A 15,453-nucleotide genomic window follows, 5' to 3' on the forward strand; every position below is an offset into this window, starting at 1 on the left:
TTCAGTTACTTTAATTAAGCAACTGTCTCACGGCTAGCCTTCTTACGCTCGTGCTCTTTTAAGTAGCGCTTGCGAATTCGAATGCTCTTTGGAGTTACTTCAACCAACTCATCTTCTGCGATGAATTCAACGGCATATTCCAAAGACATCTGAATAGCTGGAACTAGACGAACAGCTTCATCAGTACCAGAAGCACGTACGTTGGTTAATTGCTTACCTTTAATTGGGTTCACAATTAAGTCATTGTCACGACTATGAATACCAATCACCATACCTTCATAAAGCGCATCACCAGGAACCACAAACATACGGCCACGGTCTTGCAACTTCCATAAAGCGTAGGCTACTGCTTCACCATCATCCTGAGAAATCAATACACCGTTGTGACGCTCGCCAACCATACCCTCTTTCATTGGACCATAAGCATCAAATGTATGACTCATCAAACCAGTACCACGAGTCATCGTCAAGAAATCACCTTGGAAACCAATCAAACCACGCGCAGGAATTCTGTACTCAAGACGTGTACGGCCTTTGCCGTCTGACACCATATCTTGCAACTCACCCTTACGTTTACCCAATTCTTCCATCACAGAACCTTGAGTTGTATCTTCAACGTCTACGGTTAAATTCTCATACGGCTCCATCTTCATGCCGTTCTCTTCATGGAAAACCACGCGTGGACGTGAAACTGCTAACTCATAGCCTTCACGACGCATATTCTCAATCAAGATGGTTAAATGCAATTCACCACGACCTGACACCTCAAACACTGTGTCATCGTCAGTATCGCTAACGCGCAAAGCCATGTTCGATTTCAACTCACGATGCAAACGATCACGAATCTGACGACTAGTAATGAATTTACCTTCACGACCAGCTAATGGGCTTGTATTAACCATGAAGTTCATCGTTAAAGTTGGCTCATCCACTTTCAACATAGGTAGTGGCTCAACTTTATCTGGTGAACAGACCGTTGTACCGATTGCCAAATCTTCAATACCGTTAATCAAAACGATGTCACCTGATGCTGCCTGATCAACCTGTACACGCTCCAAGCCTTGGAACTTCAATACTTGGTTTACACGACCGTTAAATGGCGTGCCATCTGGACCGTTTTGACAAACCACACTTTGACCAGCCTTCACCGTACCGCGACTAATACGACCCACACCAATCTTACCTACATAGCTGTTGTAGTCGATTGATGAAATTTGGAATTGCAAAGGACCATCTGGATCTTCGTCACGAATCGGTACGTATTTAAGAACCGTTTCGAACAATGGCGCCATCGTACCTTCACGTACATCAGGCGTTAAACCTGCATAACCACTCAAACCTGAAGCGTACACAACTGGGAAATCCAATTGTTCTTCTGTTGCACCTAATTTATCAAATAGTTCAAATGTTGCGTTTACAACGTAATCAATACGCGCGCCTGGACGGTCTACCTTGTTCACAACCACAATTGGTTTCAAACCAAGAGCCAAAGCTTTTTTAGTCACAAAACGTGTTTGTGGCATTGGGCCTTCAACAGCATCCACAAGCAACAACACACCATCAACCATAGATAACACACGCTCCACCTCGCCACCGAAGTCTGCGTGTCCTGGGGTGTCAACGATATTAATGTGCGTACCTTCGTACTCAACAGCACAGTTCTTTGACAAGATCGTGATGCCACGTTCTTTTTCAATATCATTTGAGTCCATCACACGCTCAGCAACCTGTTGGTTGTCACGGAATGTGCCTGACTGACGTAATAATTGGTCAACCAAGGTAGTTTTACCGTGGTCAACGTGGGCAATGATGGCGATATTTCTTAATGCGCGAATATTACTCATGGTTCTGCTTTCACTTTTTTCAATTGGTTAAATTCGTTACTACTACTTGGGCAATCAAACGTCGCGGATGCAAAACACCCTTGCGCCAATCTGCTGTACCCATAAAATTTGAAGACTCAATCGCACCGCGATAAATCCTCATCAACTCTTCTTCACTACCCGCTTTGCTCACAGGAACTCTTTGTCCCAAGCGCAAGCGATTTGCCTCTTCATCACTAAGCCCCAATGAATTGAGGTCTTGTACGAGAGCATCTACAGGCAGCAAATACTCCGACTTCATGTTTTCTTCTCTAGAGTTAGCTTTCACATTCTCCAAAGTAACGCCATGCCCCAAACTTAAATGGCCTACTTTTTCTCGTCGTAAGCCAATCAAATGAGCCCCAGCACCCAAATACTCTCCGATATCTTCTGCCAAAGTTCTGACATAAGTACCTTTACTGCAGTTCACTTCTAATTGCGCCACCGGCCACTCCACCTTAATCCATTTCAATGAATGAATCGTGACATGACGAGCTTCACGCTCTAAAGTCTCACCTGCACGAGCGTACTCATACAAAGGCTTACCGTCCCTTTTCAAGGCCGAATACATCGGCGGAACTTGAGCAATCTCACCCGTGAACTTCAGTAATACTTCTGCCAATTTTTCTTGCAACTGTATTTCATCAGTCACATCAAAATTAGCAACTCTCACTTCAACTACCTCACCCTCAGCATCACCCGTTGTGGTTTTTTCACCAAACTTAATGGTGGCCAAATAAGTCTTATCCGCATCCAACAAGTCTTGCGAATACTTTGTTGCCTCACCCAAACACACTGGCAGCAAACCTGTTGCCATTGGATCTAATGTACCCGTATGACCTGCTTTTTCTGCATCAAAAGCACGTTTAACGATTGTGACTGCCGTTTGAGAGCTGATACCTTCTGGTTTATCCAGTAGCACCACCCCATGAATACCTTGGGGCATAACTTAAGCCTTATCGTGGTCGCCAAGCGCCTGATCGATCAAACGAGACATTTCCACCCCACGAGCCACAGACTCATCATGATGAAAATGTAAAGTAGGAACTGTGTGAATATGTAAACGCTTAAATAACAATGAATGCAAATAGCCAGCTTTTTCACGAAGTGCTGCTAATGCATACTCAGGCTCAGCACCTAAAACAGTAAAAAAAATCTTGGCATGAGCCATGTCAGTTGTTAACTCAACAGCCTGCAAAGTAATCAAGCCCACTTTGGGGTCGCGAATCTCACGTGGAATGAGCTCGGCCAAATCCCTTTGGATTTGGTCGGCCACTCTTTGATTACGATGATTTTTAACTGGCATGTTAACGACTTAAAGCAATTAGAGCGTTCTAGCTACTTCTGTAACTTCAAAAATCTCTAATTGATCACCTTCATGAATGTCGTTGTAGTTCTTAAGTGATAAACCGCACTCAAAACCACCTTTAACTTCTTTAACGTCATCTTTAAAGCGCTTCAATGAATCCAACTCGCCAGTCCACACCACCACGTTATTACGCAACAAACGTGCACGTGACGAACGTTTAACGATGCCCTCTAGCACCATACAACCAGCTACTGAACCCACTTTAGAAACCTGAATCACTTGACGAATCTCAACCAAGCCAGTGACTTCTTCTTTCTTCTCTGGCGTTAACATGCCGCTCATCGCTGCTTTCACTTCATCAACAGCATCGTAGATGATGTTGTAGTAGCGAATATCAACGCCATTGGCTTCAGCCAATTTACGAGCTAATGCATCGGCACGTGAATTAAAGCCAATCACAACAGCCTTAGAAGCAACCGCCAAGTTAATGTCTGTTTCAGTAATACCACCCACTGCAGCGTGAACAATTTGAACTTTCACTTCTGAAGTTGATAGTTTTTGCAATGATTGAGCCAAAGCTTCTTGAGAACCTTGAACGTCTGCCTTGATGATGATTGGCAAGTTCTTCGCTTCCACACTGCCTTCACCCATATTCTCAAACATGCTTTCAAGTTTGACTGCTTGTTGCTTAGCCAACTTCACATCACGGAACTTACCTTGACGGAATAGCGCGATCTCACGAGCCTTACGCTCATCAGCAACAGCAATCACCTCTTCACCAGCAGCAGGTACTTCTGATAAACCTTGAATCTCTACCGGAATTGATGGGCCAGCATCATTACATGGCTTACCGTTTTCATCCAACATCGCACGAACGCGACCGAATGAAGAACCTGCCAAGATCATGTCGCCACGACGTAAAGTTCCTGATTGAACAAGAATCGTTGCAACCGGACCCTTACCTTTATCAAGGCGAGCTTCAATCACTAGACCTTTAGCTGCAGCATCTTTAGGAGCCTTTAGTTCAAGAACCTCAGCTTGCAACAATACGTTTTCCAAAAGATCATCAATACCTGTACCAGCCTTTGCTGAAACTGGAATAAATGGTGAATCACCACCATACTCCTCAGGAACCACACCCTCAGCCACCAACTCTTGCTTAACGCGCTCTGGATTTGCTTCAGGCTTATCAATTTTGTTAATTGCTACAACCAATGGCACACCAGCAGACTTAGCGTGCGAAATCGCTTCTTTTGTTTGGGGCATCACACCATCATCAGCAGCCACCACCAAAATAACAATGTCAGTTGCTTGAGCACCACGAGCACGCATCGCCGTAAAAGCTTCGTGACCCGGAGTATCTAAGAATGTGATCATGCCGCGTGGTGTTTCCACATGGTAAGCACCAATATGCTGAGTAATACCACCAGCCTCACCCGATGCAACTTTGGCACGGCGGATTGAATCCAGTAATGATGTTTTACCGTGGTCAACGTGACCCATCACAGTAACAACTGGAGGTCTTGTGAGCAATTCCGCATCATGAGCATCCGTTGTTAAATCTGTATCAGGATCATCTAATTTAGCTGCAAATGCTTTATGACCCATCTCTTCAACGATGATCATCGCTGTATCTTGGTCTAGCACTTGGTTGATGGTAACCATCTGACCCATGCCCATTAGCAACTTGATAACTTCAGCTGCTTTAACAGACATCTTATGAGCTAACTCTGAAACAGTAATGGTTTCTGGAACATGAACATCTCTGACAACAGGCTCTGTTGGTGCCACAAAATTAGTTGGCACTTCACTAGCCTGCTGTTGATGTTTTTTCTTGCCACCACCGGTGCGCCAGTTGCCAGCACCACCCGTAGTATCACCACGAGTTTTCAAGCCGCCTGGGCGCTTCTTACCATCTTCATTCCAAGTCGATGATGACTCAGAAGATTTGATTGTTTTAGTGCCAGGTTTTGCAACCCCTGACTTGTCTTTCTTTTTCTCTTCAGCACCTTCAGCCTTAACTGGCTTGTGTAAAGTGCCCTTCTTTTCTTCCTCAGCAGGCTTAGCAGCCTTTAGCACTCGAGCTGGGGCGTTCATCATGTCACGAATCGCTAAAGCTTCAGCTTCTGCTTTAGCGCGACGTACTCGAATATTCTCCAATTCGTCATCACGCACTTTTGCAGCAGCCGCATCCGCAACTTTTTGCTTTTCTTCAACATCAGCTTTTGCTTTAACTTCTTCAGCAGTTACCTCAGTTGAAACTGTTTCTTTTTCAACCTTTGCTTTTGCTTCTGCTTTTTCAGACTCTTCACGAGCCTTACGATCCATTTCAGCTTTCATGTCAGCTTCTTGGCGAGCCAACAACTCAGCTTGACGTTTAGCTTCCGCTTCACGCTTGGCCAATTCTGCATCGTCCAATATGTTTGCAGGCGCAGCTTCAACAGGTGCAGCTGGTTTAGCAACTGGAGCCTCTAGTGCTGCAGACTCGTCACGCTTAACTAGAACACGCTTTTTACGAACCTCAACTTGAACTGTGCGAGTTTTACCTGCAGAGTCAGCTTGACGAATTTCAGTCGTTTCACGCTTAGTTAAAGTAATTTTTTTACGAGCACCAGCATCAGAGCCATGTGCAACTTGCAAATGCTCTAGCAATTTCGTTTTATCTTTCTCAGTTAGCTTATCTTCTGCAGATGTCTTATTAATACCTGCAGCCTGAAGCTGCTCCAGCAATGCTGCTGGAGTTCGCTTCAGTTCTTTTGCTAAATCTTCTACGGTCGTGGTCGCCATGCGAACCCCTTATGAATCAGTTAAACCAATGTGCACGAGCTTTCATAATGAGAGCCTTCGCGTCTTCTTCGTTGATGCCAGTCATTTCAACTAACTCATCAACAGCCAATTCCGCTAGGTCATCACGGGTATGGACATTACCTTCCGCCAACTTGGCAACAAGATTCGTAGTCATACCTTCTAAGCTACGTAGGTCTTGCGATACCTCTTCAACACGCTCTTCTTTTGCCAACTCCATTGTTAACAATGAGTCGCGAGCACGAGTACGCAATTCATTTACAGTGTCTTCATCAAATGCATCAATTTCTAGCATTTCTGACAAAGGTACATACGCAACCTCTTCCAAACTATTGAAGCCTTCTTCGATCAAAATGTCTGCAACCTCTTGGTCCACATCCAATTTATCCATGAACAAAGCACGAACCTTCTCTGACTCTTCTTCAGTCTTCTGTGCAGACTCTTCTGGAGTCATGATGTTGATGTGCCAACCAGTTAATTCACTTGCTAAGCGCACGTTTTGACCACTGCGACCAATCGCAATTGCCAAGTTTTCTTCATCAACAACTACGTCCATCGCATGCTTTTCTTCATCAACAACGATTGATTGAACTTGAGCAGGCGCTAGAGCACCAATCACAAACTGCGCTGGATCTTCAGACCACAAGACAATATCCACTGCCTCACCCGCAACTTCGTTACGAACTGCAGTCACACGTGTACCGCGAACACCTACACAAGTACCAATAGGATCGATGCGCTTGTCATGAGCAACAACAGCAATCTTTGCACGGATACCAGGATCGCGAGCGGCGCCCTTAATCTCTAATAAACCTTGCTCCATTTCAGGCACTTCATTCTCAAATAACTTGATCAAGAATTGCGGTGCAGTACGTGATAACTCGATTTGTGGACCACGTGCTTCACGGTCTACTTTCAAAATAAAACCACGCACTCGGTCACCACTTCTTAGATTCTCTTTTGGAATCATTTGGTCACGGCGCAACAATGCTTCTACGCGACCTGATTCAATAATCAAACCATTTTTATCTGCACGTTTTACTGTACCCGTCATGACATTTTCGCCACGCTCTAGGTAGTCATTCAAAATTTGCTCACGCTCAGCATCACGAATGCGTTGCAAAATCACTTGCTTGGCTGTTTGTGCACCGATACGGCCAAAAGCAACTGATTCAACCTGCTCTTCAATGTAGTCGCCAATCTCAATGTCAGCAATTTGCTCTTTGGCTTCGAAAGAAAGAATCTCTTTATCTGGCTCTTGCAAACCAGCTTCGTCTGGCACGACCAACCAACGGCGATATGTTTCATACTCGCCAGTGTTGCGATCAATTGATACGCGCATATCAACATCTTCTTCGTAGCGTTTTTTACTTGCAGAGGCCAATGCCATCTCAAGCGCTTCGAATACGATATCTTTATCAACGTTCTTTTCACGTGCTAATGCATCAGCTAGCATGAGGACTTCACGACTCATGATTTTCTTCCTTTGAAATCAACGACGGGAACCAACCGAGTTTTATCAACCTCGGCCAGAGTAAATTCAAACATGGCTTCACTACCATCTGCGTTCTTCAACAACAAACCCAGCTTGGCATCAATTGAATCAGCGTCTCCACTGATCAATCCTTGTAAAACACCTACATAGTTCTTTCTGCCGGCATGAGCCACACGTAATTTCACATTAGCCTCCAAACCCGCAAAACGGATATGGTCAGCAACGGTCTTTACAGGACGATCCAAACCAGGTGATGAAACTTCCAAGCGCTCATAGTTAACGTTATCTACAGGCAAGCTGTAATTCAGATGACGACTAACTTTTTCGCAATCAGTAATATCAATCGGACGTTCAAAATCAATGTTTTCAATTGTTACGCGCAACAAGCCACGACCTTCTCGTTCAATATCAACGAGTAGGTAACCCAGACTCTTCAGAGCGTCAGCAATCAAAACTTGTTCGTTCGCCATAAGCTATTACTAAAATTTTCACCAAAAAAAAATGGGCATATAGCCCATATTCCTAAACAAAAAGAACATGCCCGACCTACGTTGAACGCAACTTTAGCCGGAACTACTAAACACTTGAATTATATAGGAACTCACTAAAACTGCCAAGGGAAATCACCTAGAATCCCCCTGTTTTGGCTAGCTTTTTGTGAATTTTTTACCAAATTTAGCCCCTGGTTTACCACCAGGTCCTCTATTTTGGCCCTGACCTGAACGATGAGCACCTTGACCTGGCCCCTTTTTACCGAACTTTTGCCCAGATCTTGGTTTATCCGCACCAGCACCAAATGCACTACCGTGGTGCACACCAGCCTGACTATCTTCATCACGGCGATGACCAAAACCACCTGACCGACCTGCTTGACCAGGTTTACCTCTGCCTCCGCCATTTTTACCTTTGAACTTGCCACCACGATCTTCAGCATGTCCCTGAGAAAAACGATTGGTATTAGAAGCCTGCCTTAAGGCATCTTTCGACCCCCAATAAGAAACCGATGTCTGCATTGGGTCTGGCTGACCGCCACCTTGGTCGCGATGACCACGGTGACCACCCTCTCTAGGATCGCGACGCTGTTTGTCACCCATACCTTGTGGAACTTTTAGCCCCGCCAACTTCATTAACTGAACAATTTGGTCTGATGGCACTTCTTCCCAACGACCTCGGCGTAAACGCGGAGGCAATACAAATAGGCCATAACGCGTGCGAATCAAACGAGAAACAATGTGACCTACTGCCTCAAACATTCGGCGAACTTCGCGATTACGACCTTCCGTCAAAGCAACGTGATACCAACGGTTCGCACCTTCACCACCACCACTGACCAATCTTAAGAAACGAGCCACACCATCATCCAACTGCACACCAGTTTTCAATAGCTTTTCTTGCTCTGGCTCTAAATCACCCAAAATACGTGCGGCATATTCACGCTCCACACCGTAGCGCGGGTGCATTAAACGATTTGCCAACTCACCAGAAGTTGTAAACAACAACAAACCTTCTGTATTAAAGTCCAAACGACCAACAGCAATCCAACGTCCCTGCTTTGCTTTAGGCAGACGATCAAATACGGTAGGACGACCCTCTGGGTCTGACTGGCTCACGATTTCGCCCGCAGGCTTGTGATACATGATGACGCGAGGCGGCTTAGTTTGAATCTTACGATGCACCATCTTGCCATTGATACGCACTTGATCTGTGGGGCCAACACGTTGACCGATGTGAGCAGGCATACCGTTAACAGATACACGACCTTGAATGATCAAGTCTTCCATGTCTCTGCGTGAACCCATGCCAGCATCAGCTAACACTTTGTGCAACTTCACTGTGTCTTCGTCAAAACCTTCTTCATCGATATCATCAAGATCTGACCAAACTTCATCACGCAAACTTAACGGCAACTCATCAACGCTTGAGAACTGCAAACCAGGCATTGCCTCTTCTTCAGCAACAGACTCTTTCTCCTCACCCTCTTCGTGATCAGCTTCAGCCTCAATCTCAGCCAAAGTTTGTGCGACCATTTCATGAGTTACTTCAGGTTCAACTTCAGGAGCATCTAGGCTTGCATCAAACTCACCAGAAACCACCGAAGCAAACAAAGCCTGACTTTCTTCACTCAGGGGATTTGGTTTTGCTTGTTGTGGCCTTTGCGGACGATCACCACGCTGCTCGCCTCTATGAGGTCTTTGGCCTCTAGATCTAGGGTGGCGCGTATGAGTAGACTCATCACCTACAGCACCATCAGCCGGAGCAGATTCATCAGCCGGAGCAGATTCATCAGCCGATACCTCGCCCTCAACATTCTCACCGTCAATTTTCTTCTCGCCACGAGGACGAAACTTACCGCGCCCCTTATTAAAGGGTCCACGTCCAAATCTCTTAGGACGACGCTCACCATTATCAGATGCGCCTTCCGCAGAATCGCTTGAGCGATTTTCACCAGCCTCTTGCCCGCTCACGTTAACAGGCTTATCAGATTCAAATTCAGGACTAGTCATTAGTTTTTTCGTTATTTTCAATATTGTCAGTAGCATCTACTGACGCAGGCTCTTCACTGCTTGATGTATCAACTACGTCAATTACCTGATCAACCGCAACCGCTTGGTCACCTTCAAATTCAATTACACGCTGAGCAACAGACGCTGCTTGAGCTTCTGCATCATCGAGCATAGGTAACTCTTGCAATGTAGTCAGACTTAGGTCATTCAAAAATTGTCTTGTGGTGGCGTATAAACCCGGGCGACCAACAGTTTCCTTGTGCCCTACTACCTCAACCCAACCACGATCTTCAAGCTGCTTGATAACATTTGAACTAACTGTCACACCACGAATCTCTTCAATTTCGCCACGTGTCACAGGCTGTCTGTAAGCGATGATGGCCAATGTTTCCATCACAGCTCTTGAATATTTCGGTGGCTTCTCTGGCGTTAAGCGATCTAGATACTCACGCATCGCTAAACGACTTTGAAAACGCCAACCTGTAGCAAGCTCTAAAAGCTCCATGCCTTTATCAGCCCAAGCAGACTGCACCTCTAATAAGGCGGCGGTCATGTCTTCTGTAGAAATTTCTTCCATGAATAGACGACGTAAGTCGTTAATAGTCATAGGCTGTTCTGCACATAAGAGTGCAGTTTCAAGCACCAGCTTGAGCTGTTCTGGATTCATAAATTAAAAAAGGGAACTATTAATATTAGGGTTAAGGACGATCGGCACATAGACACCGACCATTCATCATGTAATTCTTATTAACCGACTAGGTAGCTATTGTAATTCAAAGTTGAAGCAATGCAAAAACCGCCTCTCAAAAGATCATTGGGCAAGGTAAAAGCTCTATATAAACCAAATAAACCAGTGCTTAACATCAGGGCTGCCGCCAGGTACCTAGCCCAAGTTTGGTGACCCCACCCCGCCAATCTGGCAGAAAAACCACTGATTAATAGCAAGTTAGGTAAAGTGCCCAAACCAAAGGCCAGCATCAACCAGGCCCCAGAAGCTGGGTCACCCGACAAAAAAGCGATAGGTAGAACGCTATAAATCAGCCCGCATGGCACCAAGCCCCAGACCATACCTGTCAAAAAATGAGATTTAGGACTACTTTTATCAGAAATGTACCGCGCCAACTTAGCCCACAAAGATGCAGTTTTGGCATTCAACCAAAGCTCCCAAGGGCTGCTACCCCCCTTACTTTGAGCCAAAATTCGGTAAGCCTGAAATACAAAGATCAATGCAGCCAAAGCAAATAACAATCTTTGTATGGGCAACCAACCTTGCTGCCAAATCGGTACACCAACCAATCCAGCAAAGGCTCCCAAGGTAACGTACGTGCAAATTCTGCCTAGATGCATGGTTAGCTGCTCAAAAACCATGGTTAAACGTGATATTTTTCTAAGTGGCACAGCGTCCGCAGAGCTTTTGAGGCGCTCAACGCCTGCCGCTATACCGCCACACATGAGCGCGCAATGCCAACCACTCACTAGAGCCCCAATAAAAATGGTCAAAAATAAGGTGCTGGTGACCATACTTATTAATATTCCCTAAGTAGTAATGTGTTTAACAAAGTTATAGAATAATATCTATTGATGCAAATCAACTTGATGAAAAGCAAAGATTAATGAATCGTATTTCAAGCGCAGAATCTCCTAATAAATGTTCAACCTGTGTATTAGGTCAATTTTGCCTGCCTGTTGGTCTAAGCGCTGACGATGCGAACAAAATCGACACTTTGGTCACAGAAAGAGTCCGACTCAAAAAAGGAGACTCTCTTTACAGACAAGGTGAACCACTGACAGCGGTCTATGGTATCAAGTTTGGCACCCTCAAAACAGAATACGCCCTTCCAGATGGTAGAGAGCAAATTACTGGCTTCCACCTTCCTGGCGAAATGCTAGGTTTAGATGGTATTGGTGAAAATCACTATCAATCCAACGCCATTGCTCTTGAAGATAGCGAGGCCTGTGTTGTCAGATTTAGTGACTTTGAATCACTAGCCCGCCAAATACCATCTCTACAACATCAATTCCATCGCATTTTGAGCCGTGAACTCACTCAAGATCAAAGACATCTTCTATCTCTTGGAAGCTTACGGGCTGAAGAGCGCTTAGCTAGCTTCTTGTTAAATTTGTCAGACCGCTTGGCTGCTCGTGGTTATTCACCAATTGAATACCATTTGCGCATGAGTCGTGAAGAAATCGGTAGCTACCTAGGTATTCAATTAGAGACTGTTAGTCGCCTTTTCTCTCGTTTTACAGAATCAGGCTTAATCCAAATTAAACAACGACATATCAAACTAGTCGATATGGATGGTTTATTGGAACTAGCTGGTAAATCACGTGCGATTCATTGTGCAAACCCATCAAAGGCAGCATAAATCCAATTAACTTAAATAGTTCACCCAATAAAAAAGCAGCTTAATCGCTGCTTTTTTATTCGTGTGTTTCTCATGAAGGTCAGAACAAGCTTCTATCAAATTTCTCATTTAGATCTGATAAAGAACCAGGCAAGATATAAATACTTAACGTGCTTGATAATGCCAAAAAGAACCAAAGGACAAAGAAGCCAATTGTATAAATAGCCTCATGAGAGGCTTGAACTGGATAACCTAAAAAAACAATATCTTCTGGGTGCACGAGCGTAAATAACAAACCCTCAGCCAAGCCGGCCACCAGGAATGAAGGCCACAAAATCCACATGAAAATACGATATTTCATTTGGCCACCTGCTCTACTTTGAAGCCTTGTTTTTGAACGCCATCACGTATTGGCTGATCCACATCTTTGGTAAATGCAAACCAAATGGTGATTGCAGCCCCAACAAATCCAATAGCTGGACCACTGATAATCAACCAAGGCCATAACTGCTTCCACCAAGGCTTGTTCGTCACATTTTTTGACATCATCACCGCTCCTTTATTCCAATATTACCTTGGAACAATAAAACTAGATTTTTCATCACGCACTCTAAGTGCCGCTGATGCATTGGGACCATCTTCTTTTGCTTCAATATCAAAATTGATTGGATGAGTGCCAGGCTTCACATCTTCCATCAAGACTCTCACCTTTACCGGCATCAATAAATTACTTGAAGGGTTAACAATCAACTCACCAATTTCTTTACCTTGAGAGTTAAGTATGTGCATGCTAGGTAAACCAGTAACCGATAACTGCACTTTCATTGCGTTTTCAGAAGAATTCATGATTTGCAAGCGATAGACGTTTTCAATCTTAGTTCCTTCAATTTCTCTTGCCAATGCACCACGATCTCTCATCACATCGACCCGCAATGGATTACGCAAAAATACTGAGGTAATAAATGCAATCATCAGCACAGTCATGATGCCGATATAAACCATCACGCGCGGCCTAAAGATGTAATGGCGTGCTTTTTTATTATCCATGTGTTCCAACATGGCGCGCTCAGATGTGTACCTGATCAAGCCTTTATCGTAACCAACTTTGTCCATCACCTGGTCGCAGGCATCGATACAAGCGCCACAACCAATACACATGTATTGCAAGCCATCTCTAATATCAATACCTGTTGGACAAACCTGAACACAAATACTGCAATCAACGCAATCACCTAAACCAAGCTCTTTATGGTTAGCAGCTTTAGATCGACTGCCACGTGGCTCTCCTCTGGTTTTATCGTAAGTCACCAAGAAGGTGTCTTTATCGACCATCACGCTTTGGAAACGCGCATAAGGACACATGTACTTACAGACTTGCTCACGCATAAAGCCTGCATTACCCCAGGTAGCAAATGCATAGAACAACCACCAAAAGGCTTGCCATGGACCAAGCGTAAAGCCAATGATTTCAGCAGCAAACACTTTAATAGGCGTGAAGTAACCAACAAATGTGAAGCCTGTCCACAAGGCTACTAATACCCACAAAAAGTGTTTGGAAAGTTTGATGCGCCATTTACGGAAACTCCATGGCCACTCTTCACCATCTAAACGAATACGCGCAAAACGATCGCCTTCGATCTTGCGCTCTATCCACATGAATAGTTCCGTATAAACTGTTTGAGGGCATGCATAGCCACAGAACAGTCTCCCAGCAACAGCTGTGAATAAGAAAAGTGCTAACGCTGACAAGATTAATAGCAGCGTTAAGTAAATAATGTCTTGTGGCCATAAAACCAAGCCAAAGATATAAAACTTACGAGAAATTAAATCAAATAAAACAGCTTGTCGATCATTCCACTGCACCCAAGGCAATCCATAAAAAAGGATTTGGGTAAACAGCACTAAAACAATGCGCCACTTGGCAAAAACCCCACTCACTGAGCGGGGGTAAATTTTGCGCCTTACTTCGTAGAGAGAAAGCTCAACAGTATTCTGAGAGCTTTCCTCTTTCTCTAGAAAATCACCAGTCATTACTTAGCAGTTTTGTCTTTAACATTTGACAAGCCCCAAACATAAGCTGCCAATAAATGAACTTTTTCAGGAGTCAAAATAGCTTCGTGAGCTGGCATCATGCCATTACGGCCTTTAGTCACAGTCTCAACGATGGTTGCTTCAGAACTACCGTATAACCATACTTTGTCGGTAAGGTTAGGAGCACCCATTGCAGTATTACCTTTACCATCACCACCGTGACATGCTGCGCAGTTAGCTTTAAACACTTCAGCACCACGACCTACTTTAATTTGGTCAGCAGCCAAACCAGACAGGTTACGCACATAGTTAGCTACGTCGCTTACTTGTCCACTTTCTAAGTGTGCAAATGGAGGCATTACACCAGCGCGACCACCCAAGATAGTTGTTTTGATGTCCTGTGGCTCGCCACCATACAACCAATCGCTATCAGATAAATTTGGGAAACCTTTTGAACCACCAGCATCAGAGCCGTGACATTGTGCACAATGGTTCAAGAACAAACGTTGACCCATCTCGCGAGCTGCAGGATCAGCAGCTACCTGCTTAACATCTAAGCCCATGTATTTAGCGTATACAGGCTTCAATTGATCGTTAGCCTGAGCAACAGAGGCATCATGCGCACCAGTTGTTGAATAACCCAATGTACCCTTGTACTCACCCATACCTGGATATAGAGTTAAGTAAACGATACCGAAAATGCATGACAACAAGAACATCCACATCCACCAGCGTGGCAATGGGTTATTCAATTCACGCAAATCGTCATCCCAAACGTGACCTGTATCAGCAACTGAACCATCAGGCTTATATGTCACATTTGTTTTACGTTGTGAGAACAACAAATATAAGCACCATACGATACCTACACCTGTCACTAGGGCAATATATACACCCCAACCGCTACTGAAAAAATCACTCATGATTTATCCTTTTTATCGTCCTTCTTGTATTCATCAGGGAGATCAAATGGCAAGTTAGCTGATTCTTGATTAGCTGCTTGACGATTGGCAGACCAAGCCCACCAAATAATGCCCACGAAAAACATCAACCCTAAAATCGTCGATGTTGCCGATAGATACGGTACGATGTTTTCCAT

Annotated in this window: 15 protein-coding genes; 1 reads left to right on the forward strand and 14 read right to left on the reverse strand. The window is 44.5% G+C overall.

What is annotated here, in order from left to right; genetic code table 11:
- Positions 1-14: 14 nt before the first annotated feature.
- The 9 genes from typA to CFR83_RS01020 all read right to left on the reverse strand — a co-directional run bounded on the left by typA (position 15) and on the right by CFR83_RS01020 (position 11,496).
- Positions 15-1,844: a translational GTPase TypA gene (gene typA, locus CFR83_RS00980; protein WP_423808362.1), complete on the reverse strand. Its 1,830-nt coding sequence runs from the start codon at positions 1,842-1,844 to the stop codon at positions 15-17.
- Between the two features lie 19 nt (positions 1,845-1,863).
- Complete coding sequence (gene truB, locus CFR83_RS00985) at positions 1,864-2,808, reverse strand: tRNA pseudouridine(55) synthase TruB (protein ID WP_088812055.1); 945 nt, start codon at positions 2,806-2,808, stop codon at positions 1,864-1,866.
- A 3-nt stretch (positions 2,809-2,811) separates the two neighbouring features.
- Positions 2,812-3,168 (reverse strand): 30S ribosome-binding factor RbfA, encoded by a 357-nt coding sequence (gene rbfA, locus CFR83_RS00990; protein WP_088812056.1) that lies wholly within the window; start codon positions 3,166-3,168, stop codon positions 2,812-2,814.
- Positions 3,169-3,186: 18 nt separating this feature from the next.
- Positions 3,187-5,958 carry a translation initiation factor IF-2 gene (infB, locus tag CFR83_RS00995; RefSeq protein ID WP_088812057.1) on the reverse strand — a complete coding sequence of 924 codons (2,772 nt, stop codon included), beginning with the start codon at positions 5,956-5,958 and terminating at the stop codon, positions 3,187-3,189.
- A 16-nt stretch (positions 5,959-5,974) separates the two neighbouring features.
- On the reverse strand, positions 5,975-7,450 hold the full coding sequence (gene nusA / locus CFR83_RS01000; RefSeq protein ID WP_088812058.1) for a transcription termination factor NusA: 1,476 nt from the start codon (positions 7,448-7,450) through the stop codon (positions 5,975-5,977).
- Positions 7,447-7,941 (reverse strand): ribosome maturation factor RimP, encoded by a 495-nt coding sequence (rimP, locus tag CFR83_RS01005; RefSeq protein WP_088812059.1) that lies wholly within the window; start codon positions 7,939-7,941, stop codon positions 7,447-7,449. The genes nusA and rimP overlap by 4 nt, the downstream gene beginning before the upstream one ends.
- A gap of 177 nt (positions 7,942-8,118) precedes the next feature.
- Positions 8,119-9,975, reverse strand: a complete 1,857-nt coding sequence (gene rluB, locus CFR83_RS01010) for a 23S rRNA pseudouridine(2605) synthase RluB (protein ID WP_088812060.1) — start codon at positions 9,973-9,975, stop codon at positions 8,119-8,121.
- Positions 9,968-10,582 carry an SMC-Scp complex subunit ScpB gene (gene scpB / locus CFR83_RS01015; protein ID WP_243383298.1) on the reverse strand — a complete coding sequence of 205 codons (615 nt, stop codon included), beginning with the start codon at positions 10,580-10,582 and terminating at the stop codon, positions 9,968-9,970. The genes rluB and scpB overlap by 8 nt, the downstream gene beginning before the upstream one ends.
- A gap of 140 nt (positions 10,583-10,722) precedes the next feature.
- A complete protein-coding gene (locus CFR83_RS01020) occupies positions 10,723-11,496 on the reverse strand; it encodes a sulfite exporter TauE/SafE family protein (RefSeq protein ID WP_088812062.1) in 774 nt (257 codons plus the stop codon).
- 92 nt (positions 11,497-11,588) lie between these two features.
- Here CFR83_RS01020 and CFR83_RS01025 point away from each other — a divergent pair, with 92 nt between their 5' ends.
- Positions 11,589-12,344: a helix-turn-helix domain-containing protein gene (locus tag CFR83_RS01025; RefSeq protein WP_088812063.1), complete on the forward strand. Its 756-nt coding sequence runs from the start codon at positions 11,589-11,591 to the stop codon at positions 12,342-12,344.
- A 79-nt stretch (positions 12,345-12,423) separates the two neighbouring features.
- Here the strand turns inward: CFR83_RS01025 and CFR83_RS01030 are convergent, their stop codons facing one another.
- Genes CFR83_RS01030 through CFR83_RS01050 form a run of 5 tightly spaced genes read right to left on the reverse strand, consistent with a single transcriptional unit; the run spans position 12,424 to position 15,453 of the window.
- Positions 12,424-12,684, reverse strand: a complete 261-nt coding sequence (locus tag CFR83_RS01030; RefSeq protein WP_088812064.1) for a hypothetical protein — start codon at positions 12,682-12,684, stop codon at positions 12,424-12,426.
- Entirely contained in the window at positions 12,681-12,872 is a 192-nt protein-coding gene (locus CFR83_RS01035; protein WP_243383299.1) for a hypothetical protein, read from the reverse strand. Before CFR83_RS01035 ends, CFR83_RS01030 begins: the two co-directional genes overlap by 4 nt.
- Before the next feature lie 21 nt (positions 12,873-12,893).
- A complete protein-coding gene (gene ccoG, locus CFR83_RS01040) occupies positions 12,894-14,354 on the reverse strand; it encodes a cytochrome c oxidase accessory protein CcoG (protein WP_088812065.1) in 1,461 nt (486 codons plus the stop codon).
- A complete protein-coding gene (gene ccoP / locus CFR83_RS01045) occupies positions 14,354-15,277 on the reverse strand; it encodes a cytochrome-c oxidase, cbb3-type subunit III (RefSeq protein WP_088812066.1) in 924 nt (307 codons plus the stop codon). Before ccoP ends, ccoG begins: the two co-directional genes overlap by 1 nt.
- The gene (locus tag CFR83_RS01050; RefSeq protein WP_088812067.1) at positions 15,274-15,453 is read right to left on the reverse strand and encodes a cbb3-type cytochrome oxidase subunit 3; all 180 of its coding nucleotides are present in this window, start codon (positions 15,451-15,453) and stop codon (positions 15,274-15,276) included. Before CFR83_RS01050 ends, ccoP begins: the two co-directional genes overlap by 4 nt.

Origin of the sequence: Polynucleobacter victoriensis, from assembly GCF_900187875.1 — a bacterium.
GTDB lineage: Bacteria > Pseudomonadota > Gammaproteobacteria > Burkholderiales > Burkholderiaceae > Polynucleobacter > Polynucleobacter victoriensis.